This window comes from Archangium sp., from assembly GCF_057119385.1.
Window position 1 is genome coordinate 120233 of sequence record NZ_DBNGVP010000092.1, and the last position, 20279, is coordinate 140511.

Annotated in this window: 18 protein-coding genes; 9 read left to right on the top strand and 9 right to left on the bottom strand. The window is 69.0% G+C overall.

Features of this window, described 5'->3' with window-relative positions; all coding sequences use genetic code 11:
- Positions 1-82 precede the first annotated feature (82 nt).
- The 3 genes from AC16DP_RS21900 to AC16DP_RS21910 form a co-directional block, all read right to left on the bottom strand.
- Positions 83-4654: a hypothetical protein gene (locus AC16DP_RS21900; RefSeq protein WP_329730720.1), complete on the bottom strand. Its 4572-nt coding sequence runs from the start codon at positions 4652-4654 to the stop codon at positions 83-85.
- Positions 4655-5186: 532 nt separating this feature from the next.
- Complete coding sequence (locus AC16DP_RS21905; RefSeq protein WP_329730719.1) at positions 5187-6884, bottom strand: OmpA family protein; 1698 nt, start codon at positions 6882-6884, stop codon at positions 5187-5189.
- An 18-nt stretch (positions 6885-6902) separates the two neighbouring features.
- A complete protein-coding gene (locus tag AC16DP_RS21910; RefSeq protein ID WP_329730718.1) occupies positions 6903-7220 on the bottom strand; it encodes a DUF4398 domain-containing protein in 318 nt (105 codons plus the stop codon).
- 161 nt (positions 7221-7381) lie between these two features.
- On the opposite strand from AC16DP_RS21910, the gene AC16DP_RS21915 reads away from it, so the two are divergent.
- Together AC16DP_RS21915 and AC16DP_RS21920 are read left to right on the top strand one after the other, a co-directional pair.
- Complete coding sequence (locus AC16DP_RS21915) at positions 7382-8368, top strand: HEAT repeat domain-containing protein (RefSeq protein WP_329730717.1); 987 nt, start codon at positions 7382-7384, stop codon at positions 8366-8368.
- The gene (locus AC16DP_RS21920) at positions 8365-9303 is read left to right on the top strand and encodes an N-acetylmuramoyl-L-alanine amidase-like domain-containing protein (RefSeq protein ID WP_329730716.1); all 939 of its coding nucleotides are present in this window, start codon (positions 8365-8367) and stop codon (positions 9301-9303) included. Before AC16DP_RS21915 ends, AC16DP_RS21920 begins: the two co-directional genes overlap by 4 nt.
- A gap of 560 nt (positions 9304-9863) precedes the next feature.
- Here the strand turns inward: AC16DP_RS21920 and AC16DP_RS21925 are convergent.
- A complete protein-coding gene (locus tag AC16DP_RS21925; protein WP_329730715.1) occupies positions 9864-10352 on the bottom strand; it encodes a serine/threonine protein kinase in 489 nt (162 codons plus the stop codon).
- A gap of 41 nt (positions 10353-10393) precedes the next feature.
- On the bottom strand, positions 10394-11359 hold the full coding sequence (locus AC16DP_RS21930) for a DUF2381 family protein (RefSeq protein ID WP_329730714.1): 966 nt from the start codon (positions 11357-11359) through the stop codon (positions 10394-10396).
- A gap of 287 nt (positions 11360-11646) precedes the next feature.
- On the opposite strand from AC16DP_RS21930, the gene AC16DP_RS21935 reads away from it, so the two are divergent.
- The gene (locus tag AC16DP_RS21935; RefSeq protein WP_414640751.1) at positions 11647-11862 is read left to right on the top strand and encodes a hypothetical protein; all 216 of its coding nucleotides are present in this window, start codon (positions 11647-11649) and stop codon (positions 11860-11862) included.
- A 97-nt stretch (positions 11863-11959) separates the two neighbouring features.
- On the opposite strand, the gene AC16DP_RS21940 is transcribed toward AC16DP_RS21935, so the two are convergent.
- The 3 genes from AC16DP_RS21940 to AC16DP_RS21950 all read right to left on the bottom strand — a co-directional run bounded on the left by AC16DP_RS21940 (position 11960) and on the right by AC16DP_RS21950 (position 13289).
- On the bottom strand, positions 11960-12199 hold the full coding sequence (locus AC16DP_RS21940; protein WP_329730713.1) for an SH3 domain-containing protein: 240 nt from the start codon (positions 12197-12199) through the stop codon (positions 11960-11962).
- A gap of 230 nt (positions 12200-12429) precedes the next feature.
- Positions 12430-12873 (bottom strand): putative signal transducing protein, encoded by a 444-nt coding sequence (locus AC16DP_RS21945; RefSeq protein ID WP_329730712.1) that lies wholly within the window; start codon positions 12871-12873, stop codon positions 12430-12432.
- Between the two features lie 59 nt (positions 12874-12932).
- Positions 12933-13289, bottom strand: a complete 357-nt coding sequence (locus AC16DP_RS21950; RefSeq protein ID WP_329730711.1) for a response regulator — start codon at positions 13287-13289, stop codon at positions 12933-12935.
- A gap of 151 nt (positions 13290-13440) precedes the next feature.
- Here AC16DP_RS21950 and hpf point away from each other — a divergent pair, with 151 nt between their 5' ends.
- The 3 genes from hpf (at position 13441) to AC16DP_RS21965 (ending at position 16875) form a co-directional block, all read left to right on the top strand.
- The gene (gene hpf, locus AC16DP_RS21955) at positions 13441-13785 is read left to right on the top strand and encodes a ribosome hibernation-promoting factor, HPF/YfiA family (RefSeq protein ID WP_047856419.1); all 345 of its coding nucleotides are present in this window, start codon (positions 13441-13443) and stop codon (positions 13783-13785) included.
- A gap of 130 nt (positions 13786-13915) precedes the next feature.
- Positions 13916-15880, top strand: a complete 1965-nt coding sequence (locus tag AC16DP_RS21960) for an MXAN_5187 family protein (protein ID WP_329730710.1) — start codon at positions 13916-13918, stop codon at positions 15878-15880.
- 107 nt (positions 15881-15987) lie between these two features.
- On the top strand, positions 15988-16875 hold the full coding sequence (locus AC16DP_RS21965; protein WP_329730709.1) for an NAD(P)-dependent oxidoreductase: 888 nt from the start codon (positions 15988-15990) through the stop codon (positions 16873-16875).
- 10 nt (positions 16876-16885) lie between these two features.
- Here AC16DP_RS21965 and AC16DP_RS21970 read toward each other — a convergent pair whose 3' ends face one another.
- Positions 16886-17704: a slipin family protein gene (locus AC16DP_RS21970; protein WP_329730708.1), complete on the bottom strand. Its 819-nt coding sequence runs from the start codon at positions 17702-17704 to the stop codon at positions 16886-16888.
- Between the two features lie 457 nt (positions 17705-18161).
- Between AC16DP_RS21970 and AC16DP_RS21975 the strand changes: the two genes are divergently transcribed.
- The 3 genes from AC16DP_RS21975 (at position 18162) to AC16DP_RS21985 (ending at position 20242) form a co-directional block, all read left to right on the top strand.
- The gene (locus tag AC16DP_RS21975) at positions 18162-18704 is read left to right on the top strand and encodes an RNA polymerase sigma factor (protein ID WP_329730707.1); all 543 of its coding nucleotides are present in this window, start codon (positions 18162-18164) and stop codon (positions 18702-18704) included.
- A complete protein-coding gene (locus tag AC16DP_RS21980) occupies positions 18691-19236 on the top strand; it encodes a hypothetical protein (RefSeq protein WP_329730706.1) in 546 nt (181 codons plus the stop codon). The genes AC16DP_RS21975 and AC16DP_RS21980 overlap by 14 nt, the downstream gene beginning before the upstream one ends.
- 64 nt (positions 19237-19300) lie before the next feature.
- The gene (locus AC16DP_RS21985) at positions 19301-20242 is read left to right on the top strand and encodes a hypothetical protein (protein ID WP_329730705.1); all 942 of its coding nucleotides are present in this window, start codon (positions 19301-19303) and stop codon (positions 20240-20242) included.
- Positions 20243-20279 lie beyond the last annotated feature (37 nt).

Sequence of the window (20279 nt, forward strand, 5' to 3'; positions counted from 1 at the left end):
TTTGAGGGATTGCGTGGGGACTGCGCCCTCCCCCGGGCGGACGCACACGCGCCCGGGGGAGGGGTGTTTCAGGAGAGGTGGCTCAGAGCTCCGGCGCCACCTGGACCGGGGACATCAGGGACGACGTGCTCGCCGTCTGCTGGCAGGACTCGATCCACGGGAACATCGGCGGCGTCCCCGAGCGCGTCTCCACCTCGAAGATGAGCACGATGTCCGTCACCAGGTGCAGCAGGTTGTTGTTCTTGAGCGCGCGCAGGTTGATGTCGTAGCGGGTGAACGGCGACAGGCCGTCCGCCACCGACGCCAGCTGGCCCGTGGTGGTGTTGCGCCAGTTCGTATAGACGGCCGGAGCCTCGTTGAAGCGTCCGTACAGCGGCCGTCCGAAGGACTGGTTGAGCCAGGCCGCGTTCACCATGCGGTAGCGCTGCGGTCCGCTCACCCTCGGGAAGACCAGCTCTCCGTCCACGCTGAGCGGCAGATCGATGATCTTCGAGCGGGCGGTCTCCACGTCCGAGGAGCGCTGCAGGTTGAAGAACACCATCATGTTGCGAATGATGGGGACGTCCTTCTCGCACCACAGGCGCTTGTCTCCATCCACGTGGAAGAAGTCCACGGGCGTCACCGGGATGGTGGCGATGGAGGTGCGGTTGATCCGGTCCCACACCGCCTCGGACACGGAGGGCGTCACGGTCTGGTACACCGTCGCCGGCGGCTGGGGCGCCGGCGGCGGCTGGGGCGCCGGATCCCACTGCCACGTGGGACGGGGGATGCTGAGGTAGTGGTAGCTGATGGTGGGATTGCCCTTCTGTTGCAGCCCCATCAGGTTCGTCTCCGACTCCACCAGCGCGGCGACGTGGGCCAGCTTGTCCGCCAGCACCGGGTAGGACGTGGTGAAGTCCACGTGGATGAAGTCGTCGATGAGGTCCATGGCCCCGTTCACACCCGTCTGGTTGCGCAGCGACTGCAGGACGACGGGGTAGCGCAGCTCGAAGATGGGGTAGAGGTAGTCATTGAGCAGCACCGACACGTTGCGCACGTTCAGCCGCAGCTCCTCCGCGTCCATGTTCTGCAGCGCGCGGCGCGGGAGCCACTGGAGCAGGGCCGCCTTGCGCTGGCTGTCCTGCAGGCCCTCGTTGATGGCGCGCTGCTCCAGCTTCAGCTGCTCCAGCTGGCGCAGGATGGCCTGACGCTCCATGGCCCGGCTCAGCTCCGCCAGCTCGCGCGTCACCCACTGATCCACCAGCTCCCGGAGGGGCTCCGGGACGGTGACGCCCTGGACGGTGCTCATGTTGGACCAGAAGTCATCCCGCAGGGTGATGGTGTCCTCGGGTATCAGACGCCCCTGGGCCAGCTTCTGCTGGGCGGCCAGCCGGAGCTTCTTCAGCTCCGCCATGGCGGCCGTTGCCACCGTGGCCAGCGTGTCCGTCGTCTCCGGGCGCAGCTGCCGGAGGTTGACCGACAGCGCCCGGGTCGTATCGAGGTTCGCGCAGGTCGCCAGCTCGTTGGCCACCAGGTACACGTCCACCTCGTCCTTGGCGACGATGGAGGTGCTGGGGGACTGCACGAGGTGGATATTCTGGATCTGGCCGGGGGTCTTCGGGGCGTCCGGCGCCATGAGGACGGCCAGCAGGCTGCCGGTGGGCAGGTTGGTGAAGGGCGCCTCCCTGGAGCGGATGCCCATGGCGAAGCTGGCCGACATCCCCATCTGGCTGGAGGTGTCCTGGCTCATCGACGCGCTCACGCCCAACCTCACGCCCGCTTCGACCTGCTGACACGTTTCGATCATCCCGTAGACGGAGGCCGAGGCCACGACGGGCGCCGCGCCGAACGGATCCGGGCTCTTGGCCGTGACGTCCGCACGCGCACCCGCGCACGAGCGGACGCTGGCCGACACGTTCCCGTACACCTCGGCCGAGGCCACGGCCTGGTTGCTGACGGCCGTCGTCCCGCTCGTGGACCGCTGGATGAGGTAGCCCTCCGGTCCCGTGGGCGTCGTCGGCACGCTCGCGAAGTCGAAGCCCTGGAAGGCGCCATAGGTGGAGGCATTCACCTTGCTCAGCGCACAGGTCGGAGACCAGGCTCCCGAGGTGTTGATGTACAGCACATCGCCCGCCTTCAGCCTCACGGGCTGGATTCCAGGCACCGCCAGCTTGGAGATGTCGAAGCCGTCCACCAGCTGGTTGTCCACCACGGCCTTGTAGCGGGCGCTCGAGGCGGCGGTGAGGGAGTAGTTCTGGTCCTCCAGCAGCAGCTGGTACGCGGGCCGGCCCTCACGCTGCGCCTGGGCGGCGTCCACGAAGGTCTTCATGAAGTCGCCGAAACGGGCCTCGTCCTGGGCGGAGCTGATCTTCAGGCCCGCGAGATCCTCATAGAGCTGGGCCATCTGCAGGGAGCGCTGCTCGAACTGTGCCTTGAGGTTGCGCTGCTCCGTCTCGTTCCCCATCTGGGCGAGGAGCCGCTCCACGTACAGCACCTCGTTCTGGTTGTAGTCATCGACGGAGGCCTTCAGGGCGGTGCGGTACTGGGTGAGCAGGCCGCGTGCCGTCTGGAACTGCGTGTCCTGCATGCCGGTGTGCAGCACGTTGGCGGGGCCCGTGGCGAAGCGGCCGGTGGCGTCGTAGCTGGCGGAGCGCTGCGCCGCGTCCTTCACCAGCTGGACGAAGTCCAGGGCGAGCGAGGGCCAGACGGCGTCCGGCGTCTTCAGGAAGAGCGTGGCGACCGTGCCGGGGGGGGTGGGCACGCCCATCCACGCCGTCAGCGCCTCCTGGATGCGGGCATGCTGGGTGTTCAATCCGGAGAAGACGTTGCGCCACCCGGCGCTCAGCACTCCAGAGGCCGTGACGCGGCTGACGCGGGTGTTCAGCGCGGACACGTCGTGCAGCGAGCCGATGAGTCCCATCGTCTCGCTGATCATGGTGCGGGAGTCGAGCGGCTTGCAGTCACGGAAGCGGCAGCCCAGGTCGTGCAGCACGGCCATGTCGTCCAGGCGGTTGGACAGGGCGCGCAGGCCGCCGCCCAGCGTCAGCAGCAGGGGCAGCTCCTCGAGGCGGGTGCCGCTCGTCCGGGACATGCTGGTGATGGCGGCGCTCAGCACCTTGCGGTCCACCTCCAGGCTCTCCTGGATGAACTCACTGGGCGTGCGGATGCCTCCGGCCGCGGGGCCATTGGAGTCGAAAGGCGCCTCCTGGTCGTACATCGTCATCCAGAAGGTCCCCATCAGCCCATCCAGCTTGCTCCAGAGGACGGGGTTGGCCGCCAGGCCGGAGCCGTAGTAGCCGCGGGCCGCGTCGTACCAGCGCTGGATGGCCTCCAGGCGCAGCTGGATCTGCGCTTGCGTGAACCCGGTGTTGGCGGGGATCGGCTCGGTCACGATGCTGGCGGCCAGCGTCCGGAGGCCCTCCACGTAGTCCTGGTGCCAGGTGTCCGTGGTCTGGCAGGTGCCGTAGCTCTGGTTGAAGACGGTGGACTCCAGCCCGGCGCAGTAGTCGTAGAAGGCGTGCCGGGTCGTCATCGGCACATGCGAGGACGTCAGCCGGATGCAGCTGTTGAGCTCCGAGTACCAGGCCTTCAGCGCGTCGCAGTCGGGGTTGGCTTCCGTGCTGTTCTCCAGGTTGCGGCCGCACATGTTGGAGACTGGCTGCGACTCCATCAGGCCGCGCAGCTCCGTGCGCTGCGCCTCGGTCAGCTCGTGCCCCCGGAGCTCGTGGAGCAGGATGAGCCGCTGGCGCAGCTTGAGCCGCGTGTCATCGAGGTGGGTGTTGCCGTAGCTGTCCTGCCAGTTGCGCTCCAGGAGCCCCCGCTTCAGGCAGGCGAGCTTGTCGGATGCGTTCGCCACGTCCTCACAGGTGACGCAGCGGGGCGCCACGACGTGGACCGGCGCCGGCTCCTTGTTGGCGAGGGCAGTCGTCCAGCGCGACTGGACCTGGGTGGTGGCCTGCGCGGCGGTGAGCCCCGAGTCGGTGTGGCTCCAGCCAGTGCCGATCAGCGTGCTGTTGGCGCACTCGCTGAGGGGCGCCGCGCCGTGCGCGGAGTGGCGGCAGTCGTAGTAGATGGCCTGCTGCGGGTTGTCGCAGGAGTACTTGTAGGCGTCACCGCAGGCGGGGTTGTTGACGCCGGACGGGTAGGTCCTCGTCCCGCCGAAGCTGTACGTGCACGTGCTGCCGCTGACGCTGTAGGTGTAGGTGACGCCGGGCTGGTTGGGGTAGAGCCTGGTGCGCTCCGACTCCGCCAACTGCTGGCAGGGCGTGGCGTAGTCGTACCGCGGCTCGTCCTGGCAGATGGACTCCGACCACTGGCAGGGCGGCTTCCGGTCGTAATCACACTCGTAGACGGGCGTGCTGCAGACCTGGACGTAATAGATCCGGGGGCTGACCGTCGTGCTGTACGGCCCGTCATTGACGGGGGCGCTCAGGGTGCACTGATTCCAGCAGTCCATCTGCTGATAGCCCTTCAGTCCGCAGTACAAGGAGTTCGTCCGGTACGCGTAGCACTGCATCTGGTACTCGTACGGACCCGAGCACGTCGTGGCGTCGAGGGCTCCCGCATTGCACGCGGCCCCGTCAACAATGAGCTCCTGGGACTCCGAGGCCACCTCGCCGGGGCCCGCCTCTCCGTTGCCCGGGAGCTCCACGCCACATCCGGCGGCCAGGGCCACCCAGAGTCCTACGGCCAACCACTGTCTATGTTTGAATTGCCGCACGTTCTTCCCTTCAAAAGACACACATGTCCCGCTGCCGCGTTCTGGTGTGCGGCACGGGTCGCTCAGGCATGCAATGAAAGAGGGCCGGAGGAGCAGACACTGCGCGGCGAGGCACACGCGTGCCCCTCCACGTCAACACCAGACGTGGTCGGACACTGCACTACCTGCCTGTGCGCGACATCCCCCCACCGCGGGCCACCGGCCCATCGTTCGAGTCGTCTAAGACATTGGAAACGACACGCTTCCGGTACCGTCATCAGCCCCCCGGCGGGGCTGTGGCGTCTTCCGGACCAGAATCACCATGGAAAACCCGGACCTCTCCGGCCCGGATTCGGCGCATATATATTTGGAACGCATTTGGGATTTCAACACGTTCTTTCGGGAATCCTTGAAATCGGCGGTGAGCCCGGTCCCGCAAAAGGAAGAGGGTGCTCGCGGCCCGGAGGCTCGCGGCACCCTCTTGAATCCCTCCCGGTGGGGGAGGGGGTTACTGCTCGATGATGTTGAACTCGGTGCGGCGGTTGTTGGCGCGGCCCTTGGCGGTGGCGTTGTTGTCGATGGGCTTCTCCTCACCGAAGCCCACGGCCTCCATCCGGCCCGGGTCGATGCCCCGCTTGAGCAGCTGCGCCATCACCGAGTCCGCGCGCGCCTGCGAGATCTTCAGGTTCGCCAGGTCCTTGCCCAGCGAGTCCGTGTGGCCCTCGATGCGCAGCTTCTTGATGGTGGGCATGTCGCGCATCACCTGCGCCACGTCGTCGAGGATGGTGAAGCTCTCCTTGCCGATGATCTTCGCCGAGCCGGAACCGAACTTGATCTGCTTCTTGATCTCGATCTTGCCCTTCTTGACGATGACCATCTTGTACTTCTTGGCGCAGCCGCGCTCCTCCTTGATGCCGGGCTCCTCGGGGCACACGTCCACTCGGTCCGGGATGCCGTCGCCGTCCTTGTCCGGATCCGGGCAGCCGCGCATCTCCTTGGGACCGGCCTCGTTCGGGCACACGTCCAGGCGGTCCACCAGGCCGTCCTTGTCCGTGTCCACGTCCGCGCAGCCGCGCGTCTCCGCGGGGCCGGCCGTATCCGGGCACAGGTCCAACCGGTCCGGGATGCCGTCGCTGTCCTTGTCGGGGTCGGGGCAGCCGCGCATCTCCTTCTGGCCGGGCTGATCCGGGCAGACGTCCATGCGGTCCACCACGCCGTCGCCGTCCTTGTCATCGTCCGGGCAGCCGCCGTTCTCCAGCGGGCCGGCCTTCAGCGGGCAGCGGTCCAGGCCGTCGGGGATGCCATCCGAGTCGTTGTCCAGGTCCGGGCAGCCGTCCTCGTCCTGGAAGCCGTCCTTGTCCTCGGGCTCCTCCGGGCACTTGTCCAGCGAGTCCTCGACGTTGTCCCCGTCCTTGTCGGTGCGCGGGCAGCCCACGTTCTGGATGGGGCCGGCCGCATCCGGGCACTTGTCCGCGGTGTCGATGAGCCCGTCCTGATCGTTGTCCGGGTCGGGGCAGCCGTCCGAGTCCTCGAAGCCGTCCTTGTCCTCGGCCTGGTCGCGGCACTTGTCCAGGTTGTCGGGGATGCCGTCATTGTCGCTGTCGCCAGGGGCCTCCTCGGGGCAGCCCTGGTTGGAGAGCGGACCGGCCGTGAGCGGGCACTTGTCGTTGCCGTCCAGCACGCCGTCGCGGTCGTTGTCCGGCTCGGGGCAGCCGTCCGTGTCCTCGAAGCCGTCCCGGTCCTCCGCGCGGTCCGGGCACGGGTCGTCCTTGTCGAGGATGCCGTCGCCGTCGGAGTCCTTCTCCTCGATCTGCACCACCACCTGCTGCGACGGCTTGGGGGTGATCTCCACGGTGGGCGGCTGGCCCGTCTGCTGCTGCGGGGGGGTGGTGGCGTCCGGCTTGTCCTTGACCGTGACCTTGGCGGGGGCGCAGCCCTTGGAGAGCTCCAGCGCCTTCTTGATGGCTTCCTCGGAGACGCGGATGTGCTCGGAGGCGCGGTAGCTGGTGCCCTGGCTCAGCTCGCCGCGGGCGAAGTCGAGGTGGGCCTCGGCGGTGGCGAGCTCCACCGGGGCACAGCGCATGGCGCCACTGCGGCGCGCGCGTTCGATATCCGCCTGGAGGACCTCGGACTGGGCGCGGACCTTGTTACCGCTCACGCAGGCGGCGCAGAGCAGCAGCAACGAAGAGGCGATGAGACGTCGCATCGGGTGGGTGCTCTCGCGTCAGGGGTTGGGGCTTTGGGAAGCGGCTTCTTCCGCGTTGGCGTTGGCCATGGCCTTGGCGCGGGCCTCGGTGGCGAAGCGGGCGGCCTTCTCGGCGAAGTCCACCCCGGCCTGGAAGTCCGAATAGCCGACCTCCTCGCGCGCCTTGCGGATGTAGAGGTTGGCGGCCGTCCACTCGTACGGGGCGAGCTTCTCGGCGCCAGCCGTGCGGGCCGCCTGGATCTGCACCTCGGCGTCCAACAGGTTCGAAGTGGACCTCAGGGGACCGCACCCGGCGACGGCTCCCGCCGCAGCCACCAGGACCAGGAGTCGCTTCATGGAAGGGGCCTCGGGATAAGGGCTGGAAGACACTAGGAGATGGGTCGTATCAATCGACTCGGGGAGGGTCAAGAATCGGTCAGTCGTACATCCCCGAGGGAGGGAGCGGGCCCGGCCGGGGTTTTGACAGCCTCGCTCCGGCCTTGTCATCGTGGCCGGCCGTGCGCACCCTGCCAGCCTGCCTGCTGCTCGTCCTCGCCTTCACCTCGTCGGCCGTCCTGGCCACCCCGCCCTCCGTGCAGAAGCGCCAGGAGCGCCGGGGGGAGACGCGCGCGCTCGTCAAGGACGTGCTCGACGGGAGGCTGCCCGTGCCCACCGCCATCTCCCGGCTGCGCATCCTGCGGGAGGAGGCCTTCGCGGCGGGGTTGATCATCGAGAACATCGACCAGGTGCTGGAGCCCCGGCGGCTGCGGGACGTGACGGCCGTGCTGGCCGGGTTGGAGACGCGCGCGGCCGAGCCCACCCTGGTGGACCTGGCCGGGCACGAGGACGGCCCGGTGCGCATGTACGCCGTCCAGGGCCTGGGCAAGGTGCGCAGCCGGCGCGTGGACGTGATGCTGCCGCTGCTGGAGGACAAGTCGCTCGGGGTGCGCCGGGAGGTGGCGCGCGCGCTCGGGGCCACCGGCAACCCCCAGGTGGGCAAGGCGCTGCTGGCCGCGGCGCGCGCGGAGGCGGATCCGCAGACGCGCGTGATGATGCTGGAGGCGGTGGGGGCCGCGGGTGACAAGAAGCAGGCGCCGGGCCTCGAGACCTTCCTCGACGACAGCTCGGAGAGCACCCGCTTCGCCGCCGCCCGGGGCCTGTGCCTGTTGGGGGACCCCGAGGGCTTCGCCTTCGCGCGCAAGCTGCTGGCCTCCGAGGACAAGCACGTGCGCCGCCAGGGCCTGGCCCTCTACGAGGGCGTGTCCGTGAAGCAGTCCTCGGCCGCGCTCCGGCCGCTGCTGGAGGACAAGGACCGCACGCTCGCGGCCGGCGCGGCCCGCGTGCTCTACCAGGGAGGGGACAAGACGATGATGTCCTGGCTGGTGCTGGCCTCGTGGAACGCGAAGGGCGAGGAGAAGCTCGCCTACGAGAAGGAGCTGGAGACGCTCCACCTGGCGGATGACGAGCGCAAGGCGCTGCTGCGCAAGGCGGGGGTCGTGAAGTGAAGGCCTTCGCCCTCGTCTCGGCGCTGCTGGCCCAGACGCCCGCCGCCGCCACCGCGCCGGCTCCGGCCGTGACCGGGAAACCCCTGGCGCGCAATACGCTCAAGGAGCCCGTGAAGGAGCCCCGGGTGGTGTGGGCCTCGCTCAGCCCCCAGGAGCGCGCCTCGTTCCTCACCGGGGACGCGGCCCTTCCGCTGAAGGAGCGGCTGCTGCGGGTGAGCGAGCGCTTCCTGGGCACGCCCTACGTCCACTCTCCGCTGGGCGAGGGGAGCGGGGTGGATCCGGATCCGACCTTCCGGCTGGACGCGGTGGACTGCCTCACCTTCGTGGAGCAGGCGCTGGCCATGAGCCTGGCCACCGCCGAGCCCGAGGTGGCCGGAGTGCTCGAGCGCCTGCGCTACGCGAGCACGCCCACCTACGAGGATCGCAACCACCTGATGGAGGCCCAGTGGCTGCCCAACAACCAGCGCAAGGGCTTCCTGGTGGACGTGACGCGGCGCTACGGCGGTGAGGACACCGTCAAGGTGCAGAAGACGCTCACCGCGGTGACGTGGACGTCCCGCTCCTCGCTGGCGCTGGGGCTGCCCAAGACGCGCCAGCCGCGCGGCACCTACAGCCTGGACATGATTCCCCTGGAGCGGGTGATGGCGCACGCGCGCCAGGTGCCCTCGGGCACCATCCTCGTGGTGCTGCGCGAGGATCTGCCGCTCAAGGCCACTCGGATGACGCACCTGGGCTTCGTGGTGCAGAAGGGCAAGCGCACCTGGCTGCGCCACGCCCGGCGCGGTGTGGACGGCAACGGCCGGGTGGTGGACGAGGACCTGGAGACCTTCCTCGCCCGCAACGCGAAGTACGACAAGTGGAAGGTCTCCGGCGTGAGCCTCTACGAGCCGCGCCGCCCCGACGCGGGCGGGGGCGAGCTCGTGAGCTCTCCGTGACGGCCCTGCCCCACCCTCACTCGTAGTCGACCATGAATGATGTGGGTGTAGATCTCACCCACCGCTCGTAGCCGACTACGAGTGGGTTGCCGCAATGGCGCTCATTGTGTCCATGGACAAGTGAGCGAGCCTATGTGCGTGCATGTCAGTTTGCACGTGTTCGTGCGTCCAAGTTTGAAGATTCGTATCCGGTGGCATCAACGACGTCCTTGGCTTCTGAAATGGCCATGAAAGTCATCACCCTGTATCTCAATAGCGTGATTTCCTGACTCACTTCGCCAGATGATGCTTCCACAGCAACGTTCTCATCGCTCAGTGGCGCCAAGCTGATAAATCCCAGCTACTACAATCATCAAGAGCTTTCGCGGTACCTCAGTTTCGACCATGGCCCAGGGGCACAGCCTTCGTTACTTATTGCCGAGGATAAGTGGTTGGTCTCATCCAATCGACTCTGCTTCGTCTTGGATGAAGGGCAAGCGCTGGAATCAAATACATCTCTCATGGTTGTCGTGGGTGGAGGCGCCCCACCAATGCCCCGAGAGCAAGGCACAGCAGGAGGGTTAGCGGAAGCCGTCTACGATGTAGATGCCCGCGATAGAGAATTCGAGTTCGGCGGTTCCTGGGGCAGGTCCTTGCTTTTTCTTCAATTGGCCATGACCCAGGCGGGCCACAGCACAGATCGGGATCGGCTCTGCGTCTGGTGGTCGCGCCTCGTAGTAGCGGATGACCACGTTCGGACCACCAGTCCAGATCTGTCCGTACATCCGGGTCCCGGCATCCAGGAATCCCATTTCGTCCCGTAGGTGGCTCTCGACAGGACCGTCGTTGACGATGATCGGGCTCTGGCTGCTTTGGTTCGCGTCGATTACCACCGTGGAGCTATCGCCTGGGCGGAGCCGCAGGATCCTCATCGCCTCCAGGGCCTTCTCCGGACACTTCTGCGGTCCCGGGCCGCCGTCCGGGCGCAGGGAGACGCCGGATGTTGTGCAGCCGAGGGCGAGGCAGCAGATTCCGAGGGCGGAAAGGAACGGTTTTTTCATGAGAAACATGGGAGGAGTCCTACCAGAGCGGGTTCATCAGCGCGCTGACGTCAACGCAGCAGATTGGCGGGAATCAGCTCGACGTAGGCCTGTCGCAGCCCTCCATCCCTGAAGAGCTCCAGAGCGAGTTTGTCGCCATCTCTGGCGGGATCGAATGTGGCCAGGTCGGTGACGATGGCGATGCGGCCGGTCTCACCTGGGGCGATGACGGGTGAGGTCTCGCGCAGCGCGAAGGGCTTCGATTGCTGGGTGGTGAGGGTCGAGAGCCGTGCCTCCTGCAAAGCCCAGGGTCTCGAGGGATCCTTGTTCGTCACCTTGAAGACGACACCGGCTTTCGTCTCGGCCACCTTCCTCCGGGTCTTCTTGGGAACGAAGATGAGGATCTCGACCTCGATTTCCTCCCTCCGCAGTACCCACTTCTCGCCTTCCGTGAACGGGGTCAGGTCGACCTTGTCGTTGGCCAGGAGCGCCGCGATGGCGTGATCCACCGAGATTCCTTCCTCACGCTGGCGGTGGTTCTCGGCACGAAGCGCCTCGTTCTCCTCGTGCTGCTCCTTCAATGCCGTGAGTACCGCCTCGGGTGCTTCCGGGTCCGGGAAGACGTTGACCTGCCCATCTACGTAACCCGCACGGGCCGTGACGGTGAAAGGCAGTGACGTGCCGTCCTTGAGAGTCACCAGCAGCATGAAGCGGTCGTCCGGGTCCAGATCCTGAAATGGAACGATGACTACGGACCTTCCGCCCACGAGCAGCGGCTCGAAGCGGCCTTCCCACCCGAGTAGCTTCGTCTGACCTGGCTCGCAGTCGGTCGTGAACCGAAGCGTGGACACCCTGCCGCCGGCAACGAAGACCTGGGGCACTTCATGCCTGGGGTCCTTCGACAGGTAGAGGGTTCTTGGCCTTGTTCGTTCCGAATCAAGGGCGAGATGCCCGTGGGCGGCCGCATTCGTAGCGGACACCACCAGAAGAGCAACCAGGACAACGTTCCGTAGCTGGCCGATGGCGGAGGTCATCATCGGCGACTGAACCTAGCTGGTCAGGCGTTGCGACGGCCAGCACTGTTACGCTCGTGTTCGAACGCGGCCCGCAGTCGCATGGCATGGCGAGTCTGCTGGCCCGATGGGTGGGCTGCAACCGCCGCTTTACTCGTAGTCGACCATGAGTGATGTGGGTGGAGGTGTGGATTGGTGAGGGTTATGTCTCCGTTCGTAGTGACTTCGATTGTTGTGGGCAGGTGTCGCACCTGCCGCTTGTAGTCGACTACGAGTGAGCCACTGCTGGACGGCCAGGAGTCAGGGGGTATTTGCGCGAGGATCTGCCGCTCAAGGCCACGCGGGTGACGCACCTGGGCTTCGTGGTGCAGAAGGGCAAGCGTACCTGGCTGCGCCACGCCCGGCGCGGTGTGGACGGCAACGTCGCCCGCAACGCGAAGTACGACAAGTGGAAGGTCTCCGGCGTGAGCCTCTACGAGCCGCGCCGCCCCGACGCGGGCGGGGGCGAGCTGGTGCGCTCTCCGTGATGCGTGGACGGGCCGCGGTGTGTCGGGGCAGGGCGGCGGAACCTGTGCGCGTCCTGCCCTTCACGGCCTTGCCCCCCTCGGGAGCCGGACGAGCCGGTCACGGGCCGACATGGTTACCGAGGTACTGCGAGGCGACGTAGCCGATGACCCCGCCGGCGGTTCTGATGCGCGTCCAGGAGCCGTAGTCTCCCGAGAGGATATCGACCCACTCGCCGCGATAGACGACGGTGAGAATCCGGTAGCTGGTGCCCGGGCCACTCCTGACGTTCAGCGCGCTCGCGAGGACCTGCGCCGCACCGATCTCCCCCAATCGGCTGACAGCCTTCTCCTGCAACATGGTGCTTCTCCTTTTTCAGTTCGATGGACCGGTCAATCCGGTCAATCAGACTGATAGGAGCGGCTTGTCATGTGACGAAAACTCATGAGGGAGGGGGGATGCTTCCGCCGGGTCCCCGGGCCCGGGTGTCGGGAAGCTGCCCGCCTGGCGGGCAGGAGAGGACCCGGAGCCCTGGAACGGAGACGGTGCTCCCCGCCAGGCTCCGGGGCCGTGCTGCTCGCGGCCGTCCCTCAGAGGGTGCCGGGCGGGGGCGCGGTGGCCTCCGTCTCGAGCTCCTCCTCCTCGGCGGCGCGGGCGGCCTCGTCGGAGGTGGAGTCCAGGCGGGCCTTCTCCTGCGCCAGCAGGGTGAGGGAGCGCTGCAGGTGCTCCTCGCCGACCATGATCTCCCACCAGGGCTCCAGGGCGCCGGTGGTGAGCACGTCCACGGCGCCTCCGCGGCGCGGCCGGACGAAGACGGGGATGCGCTCGGCCTCCAGCACGCGCACGTAGTCCTCGGCGGTGAGGGGATCATCCGCGGTGGTGGCCCGGACGAACTTGCGGGTGTCGCTCTCGCTGGACAGCGGGATGTGGCGCTGGCGCATCGCCTCGGCGTCCACCAGCTCACTGCCGGGACAGTCGGCGCACGTCTTCACGCCATCCTGGTATTCGGAACCGCACTGCATGCAGTACTTCATCGTGCCTCCCTCCAGGAACCACACCCTGGCAACCGGGCCCGAGGTTAGCACGCGCGGCCTCAATGCCTGGCTGCTTCCCCCAGGCTTCCCACGGCGGCTGACAAACGCTCGACATCAATGGGCTTGCGCATCACCACGTCACAGCAGCCGGCGTCCACATTGGTGTAACCGGACACCAGGATGACGCCCGCCTTGGGCTGGCGGTGTTTGACCTCCTGGGCGAGCTCGGTGCCACACATGCCGGGCAGCGACTCGTCCGTGACCACCACGTCGGGGTGATCGTTCTCGAAGGCCCGCAGCCCGGCGAGCCCGTCCGCCGCCGTGACGACGTCGAAGTCCATCTCCAGCAGCTCCGCGAGAAGCTCCCGGCTGTCGCCGTCATCCTCGACCAGCAACACCTTGATTCGCTCTCCCATGCGACTGGGCAACCCGGGAGCCCTCCTGAAACGTCCACGCCTCTTCAGCGCTCCGTCCCTCGCCGCGAGGGCGGCCAAGGGAGCGAGCACGTCCGCCGCTCACCGAATGTGGGCGGGCTGCCCATCTTGAGGGTCCAAGGGAGGTGACGCGATGAAGGTACTGATGCGAGGAGTCCACCTGTCACTGACGGACGAGCTGAGGGACTACGCCAACCGGCATCTGGTGGATCCCCTCGTCAAGTTCATTGACGACGAGGCGACCGAGATCGAGATCGCCATGGTGGACATCAATGGTCCCAAGGGAGGCGTGGACCAGGAGTGCCGGGTGACGGTGCGGATGCCGGGCTTCGCGGGCATGCACGTGACGGAGACGGCGGAGACCATGTTCCACGCCATCGACGCGGCGCGTGACACACTGGAGAAGATGATCACCCGGACGTTGGAGAAGCGCCGGGAGCAGAGCAGTCAGGGGCTCCCCCAGGACGTGCGCTTCTAGCGCGCGGACGGAGCCCGGATCCCTCGCCTGGTGTCCGGGCTCCCAGGCGGACCCTTCCCGGTTTCTTGCTGGCCCCGAGCGGTGGAAGCTATAAGCGGACACTTCACACCCCCCGGGCTAAAGGTCGGCGATGGTCCGCTTCAAGTTCTTCGTCTTCGCACTTCTGGTCCTCGGACTCGGGGTGGCGCATCTCCCGCTGGTCTCGGGAGCGCTGAGCGAGCGCGCCACCCAGGAGGCCGCGGCCCCCGCCACGGCGGCCATCGCCGAGCTCTCCCGCGCATTCGACGCGCGCCGGCTCGCCGTGCAGGGCCTGGCGCTGAAGCTCGCGGCCAGTCCGGACGTGGCCACCGCCGTGCAGCCGCAGGTGGTGCCGCTGCCCAAGGGCAAGGGCATCCGCGTCGTGGAGCCGCCCACGGGTGAGCGCTTCACCAACCTGCGCGCCGCCGCCAGGGAGCTGGTGCCCGCGCCGCTGGCGGGCTCGCTCGTGCTGGCGCTCTCCACCACCGAGGGCTCGCTGTACGTGCGCGCCGACGGGGAGCCCGTCTCGGACGACACGCTGGACGTGCAGGCGCTGCTGAAGGCGGGCAGCGAGGGCGTGGTGGTGGACGCGTTCGACGCGCCCCATGTCTTCTACTCCGTGCCGGTGCTGTGGAACGCCGAGGGCGGCCAGTCCCAGGTGGCCGCGACGCTGGTGGTGGGCGCGCCGCTGGTGGACGCCAAGGCGCTGGAGGGCGCGGCGCTGTCCTCCGGTGTCGCCGCGCTCGCGCTGGTGCGGGGCGACACGGTGCTGGGCACCGCGGGCGCGCAGAAGGAGCTGGCCGCCGAGGGCATCAAGGTGCTGCGCAAGGGCCAGCACGGCCACGTGGTGCGCAGTGGCAGCGTGCGTGGGTGGCTCTCCCAGGTGCCGCAGGTGAAGCTGCCCATGTTCACCCGCGCCGATGACGTCAAGGGGGGCGATGCTCCGCTCGCGGTGGGCTCGCGCCGGGCGCTCGAGGGTGGCCTCGAGGTCGTGGCCGTCTGCAGCGTGCTGCCCTTCATGACGGCGCTGGCGGACTACCAGCAGGTGGCCCTCTTCGCGCTCATGTGCCTGCTGGGCTTCTCGCTGGTGTGGCTGCTGGTGATGGGCTCGGGCCGCGCCGCCGCACCGGCCGACGCCGCCGCCAAGGAGAAGAAGGACAGCAAGAAGAAGAAGGGCAAGAAGGGCCAGGAGGAGGCCCCGGCTCCGGCGCCCGCCCAGGCCGCGGCGCCGCTCCCCGTGGCGGCCGTGCAGGAGCCGCCCGTTCCCGGCCCGGACGACTTCCCCTTCCCGGCCCGCGCCGCGCCGGCCGCCGCCGACAGCGATGCCTTCCCGTTCCCCGCGCCGCCGGCTCCGGCGGCTTCCGGGGGGGATGCGTTCCCGTTCCCCACGCCGCCTCCGGTGGCGGATCCGTACGGCTCGCCCACGGTGCCGGGCAAGGATCCGTTCGCCGCGTCGGGCGGTTCCGGCGATGCGTTCCCGTTCCCCACGGGGGACTCGGGCTCGGATGTGGCCACGGCGGCCGCTCGCCGGGGCGCGTTCGCCTTCGAGGACCAGCCGACGGCGGCCTACACGCTGCAGCAGGCGGCGGATCCGTTCGCCGCGGCCGCCGCGCAGGCGGGCAACGCGCCGCCGCTCTATGGCGAGGACTCGCCTCCCGAGACGACCCGCGTGGCCGCCATTCCGCAGGAGCTGCTGGCGCGCTCGGCGCGTCCCAACACGGCCGAGGTTCCCCTCCCGTCCCAGCGGCCGGGCCACCCCGGCATGGCCGCTCCGTCCTCGGCGCCCACGCCCGTCATGGGCACGCAGATGCCGGGCATGCCGCCCCCGCCTCCCACGGGCAGCGGCGCCATCGCCCTGGCCGAGGAGCAGCACTTCCAGGACGTCTTCCGCGAGTTCGTCGTGACGCGCGATCAGTGCGGTGAGCCCAACGACGGCCTCACGTACGACAAGTTCGTGGCCAAGCTGCGCAAGAACAAGGAGCAGCTCGTCCAGAAGTACGCGTGCAAGACGGTGCGCTTCCAGGTGTACGTGAAGGAGGGCAAGGCCGCCCTCAAGGCGACGCCCGTCAAGGACTGACGCTTCCGGCGCCACAGTGTTGTCTCCCGAGGGCTCCAGGTCTCCGCGACCTGGGGCCCTCTCGCATTTCCTGCTAGCTGTGGCGGCTCGCTTTCGAGGAGGTGCACATGAAGGTGGGCTTCGTCGGACTTGGCAACATGGGCCAGCCCATGGCGAGGAATCTGCGCGCCGCGGGGCATGAGCTCGTCGTCTACAACCGCACGCGCGAGAAGGCCGAGGCGCTGCGCCAGCAGGGGGCCCGCGTCGCGGACTCGCCAGCGGACGCGGCCCGTGGAGCGGAGGTCGTCTTCTCCATGCTCTCGGATGACGCCGCGGTGGAGGCCGCCGTGCTCGGAGGCTCGGGCCTGCTGGCCGGGCTGGAGAAGGGGGCGCTCCACGTGTCGTCGAGCACCCTCTCGGTGGCGCTCTCGGAGCGGCTGGCCGAGGCGCATGCGAAGGCCGGGCAGCGGTACGTGTCGGCGCCGGTGTTCGGCAGGCCCGAGGCGGCGGAGGCCAGGCAGCTCTGGGTGGTGGCCGCGGGCGCGAAGGCCGACGTGGAGCGGTGCCGGCCACTGCTGGAGGCCCTGGGCCGCGGGCTCTCGGTGCTCGGGGAGAAGGCCTCTTCGGCGAACGTGGTGAAGCTGTCGGGCAACTTCCTGATCGCCTCGATGATCGAAGCGCTCGGGGAGTCCTTCGCGCTGGCGCGCAAGTCGGGCGTCGAGCCCCAGGTGTTCCTGGAGCTGTTCCAGTCGGTGTTCGCGCGCTCGCCCATCTTCGAGCGCTACGCGGTGCTGATCGCCAACGAGCAGTACGAGCCCGCGGGCTTCAAGCTGAAGCTGGGGCTCAAGGACGTGCGGCTGGTGCTGGAGGCCGCCGGGGCCGCGGAGGTGCCCATGCCCCTGGCCAGCCTCCTGCGCGACCACTACCTGGGCGGCGTGGCCCAGGGCAGGGGAGACCTGGACTGGTCGGCCCTCGGGGCCCTGGCGGCGGAGCGGGCGGGACTCGGCAAGAAGTGAGGCCTGGCGCTCAGGTGGAGCCGGGCTCGTCCTCCTCGGAGGGCGGTACCGGTGCTCCACCCGGAGCCGGGTGCTTGCGCGCGCGGGGGGCGAGCTCCGCGCCCACGCCCAGGACGAAGGTGTTGCCGGGCGTGGTGCTCGCGCCACCGAGCGTCTGCAGCATGCGCAGGTCGAGCAGCGACGGGTGCTGCTCCACCAGCCGCGCCGCGTTGGCCAGGTTGCGCAGGGCCGCCGACTCGCCGCGTGCCTTCTCCAGCATGGCCTGCGCTTCCTTCTTCGCCTTGAGCGACTCGGAGAAGGCCCGGCGCAGCTCCGCGGGCAGCATCACGTCCTTCACCTCCACGGACTCCACCGAGAGGCCGAACGCGCGCACCTCGCCGGCCACGCGCTCGCGCATCCGCTGCCCCAGGTCCACGCGGCCCGCCACCAGCTCCTCCAGGGGATGGCGGCCTACCTCCTCGCGCAGCGCGAGCTGCACGGCCAGGTAGAGCGCCTCCGTGTAGTTCTGCACGCGGTGCAGGGCGGGCTCGGGCTCGGCCACCGCGAAGCGCACGGCGAGGCTCACCTTGAGGCCCACCTGCTCCTGGCTGAGCACCTCCTGGCCGGGCACCGTGAGGTAGCGCTGGCGCATGTCCACCTGCTGCGTGCCGTGGAGCTGGCGCAACACCCGATGGGCTCCGGGCCTCAGCACGCGCACGAAGCGGCCCTGGCGGTAGAGCAGGGCGGTGAAGCCCTCGGGGACGACCACCTTCAGCACGAGCAGCTTGTAGGCCACCGCGCCCAGCACGAGCACCACCACCAGCAGCGGAATGAATCGGAACGTGTCCACCGGCTCCTACCTCGTTCAGCGAAAGACGTCGGCCCCGGGAGCCCCGGCGGCGCGGCGGGGGCTCTTCGCCCGCATGGCCGTTCCGCACGGTGCGCCTCGAGGGCGCTGGCTCCCGGTGCCTCCGTTGGGGAGTCGAACCCCGGCCTTTCGGCCGCCAATAGGGGAGCCCCCGACCCCAGGACACCCCCGGACCGATGTCCGCGGATGCTGGAGAGGACTTCCCACCGCGCACGGACGTACGCGCCCCCGTAGCCTGACCGCGGTTATTTCCCCTCGCCCGAGGGGAGAGGGGATGTCTTCGCCCACTTCCCTCCATGAGAGAGCGCCGCCCCCGTCTCCTGAAGCGGCGCTCCTCATGACACCTCACGGCGGTGACGACCCCGGCGCCAGGGGTGTCACGCTTTTCCGGCGGCGGCCTATAAAGGGCACGACGGCTCGGACCGAGGGGGACGATGCAGTGGACGACGGTACGCGGGAACAGCTCCGGCGGTGGATGACGCGGCTCGCCGAGGGCGACCGCGAGGCCTTCACGCCGGCCTTCGCCTGCCTCCAGCCCCTGCTGGAGCGCTTCTGCGCGCGGCTGCTGCCGTGCCGCGAGGACGCCGAGGACGCGGCGCAGGCGGCGTTGCTGAAGGTGTTCGCCCGGGCCTCGGAGTACGACGTGTCGCGCGAGGCCCTGCCGTGGGTGCTGGGCATCGCCGCGTACGAGTGCCGCACCGTGCTCAAGGCGCGGGCGCGCCGGCGCGAGGCCCCCGAGACGGAGGGCACGGAGGTGGTGGACGGGGCCGCGGGGCCCGAGGCGCGGCTGCTCGCGGAGGACCTGCGGCACGCGTTGGCGGAGGTGATGGGCGGATTGAGGCCGGAGGATGTGGAGACCCTGGAGGCGGCCATGGGAGAGCGGGAGCGGCCCGCGATTCCTGGCGCCACGTTCCGCAAACGGCTCGAGCGTTCGCTCGGGCGGCTGCGCGAGGCATGGAGGATGCGTCATGGTGTCGAGTGAACTGGAGCGCCTCCAGCGGCGCGCGCGTTGGTCCTATGAGTGGGGACGCTTCCGGGCCGCGATGCCCGGGGCCTTGCATGCGCTGGGCCTGTTGGTGATGGCGGCCGTGCTCCAGCACCGGGTGCGGCCCGCCCTGCTCGTCCTGGGTGGACTGCTGGTGCTGCTGTGCCTCGGGTTGGGCTGGTGGGGGCGGAAGTGGGACCGCGCGGTGACTCCCGGGCTGCTCGCCGGACTGTTTCCCTTGCTGCTCCCCTTCGTGGTCAGTGGGGCGGGGCATGTCTGCTACACCGGCGGCTGCCGGGCCTTCTGTCTGATGACTTGCGTGGGCGGAGGGCTGGCCGCCGGAGCCGTCCTCGCGTTCACGGCGCTCCGGCGCTCCGAGGGACATGAGCGCTTCCTCCTGGCCTCGGGCCTGGTGGCCACACTGTGCGGTTCCCTGGGCAGTGTCCTCTACGGCCTGAGCGGAGTGCTCGGGCTGGTGGCGGGCCTGGCCCTCATCTCCACGCCCGTGCTCGTCCTGCGCCGGGCCTGACACTCCCTTCCACCCTGGCCGTTACTGCCCGCCCGGACTCGCTTCCGGGCGGAAAGGAATCTCCATGTCCTCACTCCTGTCCCTTCCCCTCGCGCTGCTGCTCCACGCCGCTCCCACGCCCACCCCCGAGCCCGTGCTCTTCGCCCCGGGCGTGGTGTCCACCGCCCACGAGGAGTTCGGCATCACGTTCTCGCCGGATGGGCGCACGGTGGTGTTCAACCGGGCGGATCCCACGCGCTTCAAGTTCCAGCTGCTGATGGTCTCGCACTGGCGGGACGGCCGCTGGACGGCGCCCGAGGTGCTGCCCTTCTCGGGCCGCTACCGGGACATCGACCCGGCCTTCACGCCGGACGGCAGGCGGCTCTTCTTCGCCTCGGTGCGGCCCCAGTCCTCGGGCGAGGCGGTGCACGCGGACTTCGACATCTGGTTCGTCGAGCGCACGGACAAGGGCTGGGGGACGCCGCGGCTGGCCGAGGGCCTCAACACCCCGGAGTCCGAGACGAACACCTCGGTGACGCGCGAGGGCGCCGTCTACGTGACCCGCAGCCCCAAGGACGGCAAGCGGCGCATCTACCGGCATGCGCCCCAGGGAGAAGGGTGGGGCCCGGGCGAGCCGCTGCCGGACGTCATCAACTCGGGCCACGGGGACGGCAACCACTTCGTGGACGCGGACGAGCGCTACCTCGTCTTCTCCTCGCAACGGCCGGGAGGGCTGACGCCGGATGCCTACGACCTGTACGTCAGTGAGCGGAAGGACGGGCAGTGGGGCGTGCCGCGCAACCTCGGACCGGCCATCAACCGGCTCGACGGGGGGCTCACCCCGACGGTGGTGCCCGCGCGGGGGACGCTCCTCTACGCCCAGCGGCGGCCCTTCCTCTCCGAGACGCCCGAGCGCCCGCTGACCACGAAGGAGTTCGCCACGAAGCTGGAGTCGCCGGGCAACGGAAATGGCGACTTCTACGAAGTCCAGCTCGCGGCCGTGGGGCTGCCCACGCCGGGCAGGTAGCGCGTGTGCTAAGGCCCGCCTGAACGACACCGGGCGG

Excerpts from the sequence above, each read along its gene's own strand:
- AC16DP_RS21950 (WP_329730711.1), bottom strand. The coding sequence starts at position 13,289 with ATGGGAGAGCGAATCAAGGTGTTGCTGGTCGAGGATGACGGCGACAGC.
- AC16DP_RS21905 (WP_329730719.1), bottom strand. The coding sequence starts at position 6,884 with ATGCGACGTCTCATCGCCTCTTCGTTGCTGCTGCTCTGCGCCGCCTGC.
- AC16DP_RS21945 (WP_329730712.1), bottom strand. The coding sequence starts at position 12,873 with ATGAAGTACTGCATGCAGTGCGGTTCCGAATACCAGGATGGCGTGAAG.
- AC16DP_RS21925 (WP_329730715.1), bottom strand. The coding sequence starts at position 10,352 with ATGTTTCTCATGAAAAAACCGTTCCTTTCCGCCCTCGGAATCTGCTGC.
- AC16DP_RS21985 (WP_329730705.1), top strand. The coding sequence starts at position 19,301 with ATGTCCTCACTCCTGTCCCTTCCCCTCGCGCTGCTGCTCCACGCCGCT.
- hpf (WP_047856419.1), top strand. The coding sequence starts at position 13,441 with ATGAAGGTACTGATGCGAGGAGTCCACCTGTCACTGACGGACGAGCTG.
- AC16DP_RS21980 (WP_329730706.1), top strand. The coding sequence starts at position 18,691 with ATGGTGTCGAGTGAACTGGAGCGCCTCCAGCGGCGCGCGCGTTGGTCC.
- AC16DP_RS21960 (WP_329730710.1), top strand. The coding sequence starts at position 13,916 with ATGGTCCGCTTCAAGTTCTTCGTCTTCGCACTTCTGGTCCTCGGACTC.
- AC16DP_RS21910 (WP_329730718.1), bottom strand. The coding sequence starts at position 7,220 with ATGAAGCGACTCCTGGTCCTGGTGGCTGCGGCGGGAGCCGTCGCCGGG.
- AC16DP_RS21965 (WP_329730709.1), top strand. The coding sequence starts at position 15,988 with ATGAAGGTGGGCTTCGTCGGACTTGGCAACATGGGCCAGCCCATGGCG.
- AC16DP_RS21930 (WP_329730714.1), bottom strand. The coding sequence starts at position 11,359 with ATGATGACCTCCGCCATCGGCCAGCTACGGAACGTTGTCCTGGTTGCT.
- AC16DP_RS21940 (WP_329730713.1), bottom strand. The coding sequence starts at position 12,199 with ATGTTGCAGGAGAAGGCTGTCAGCCGATTGGGGGAGATCGGTGCGGCG.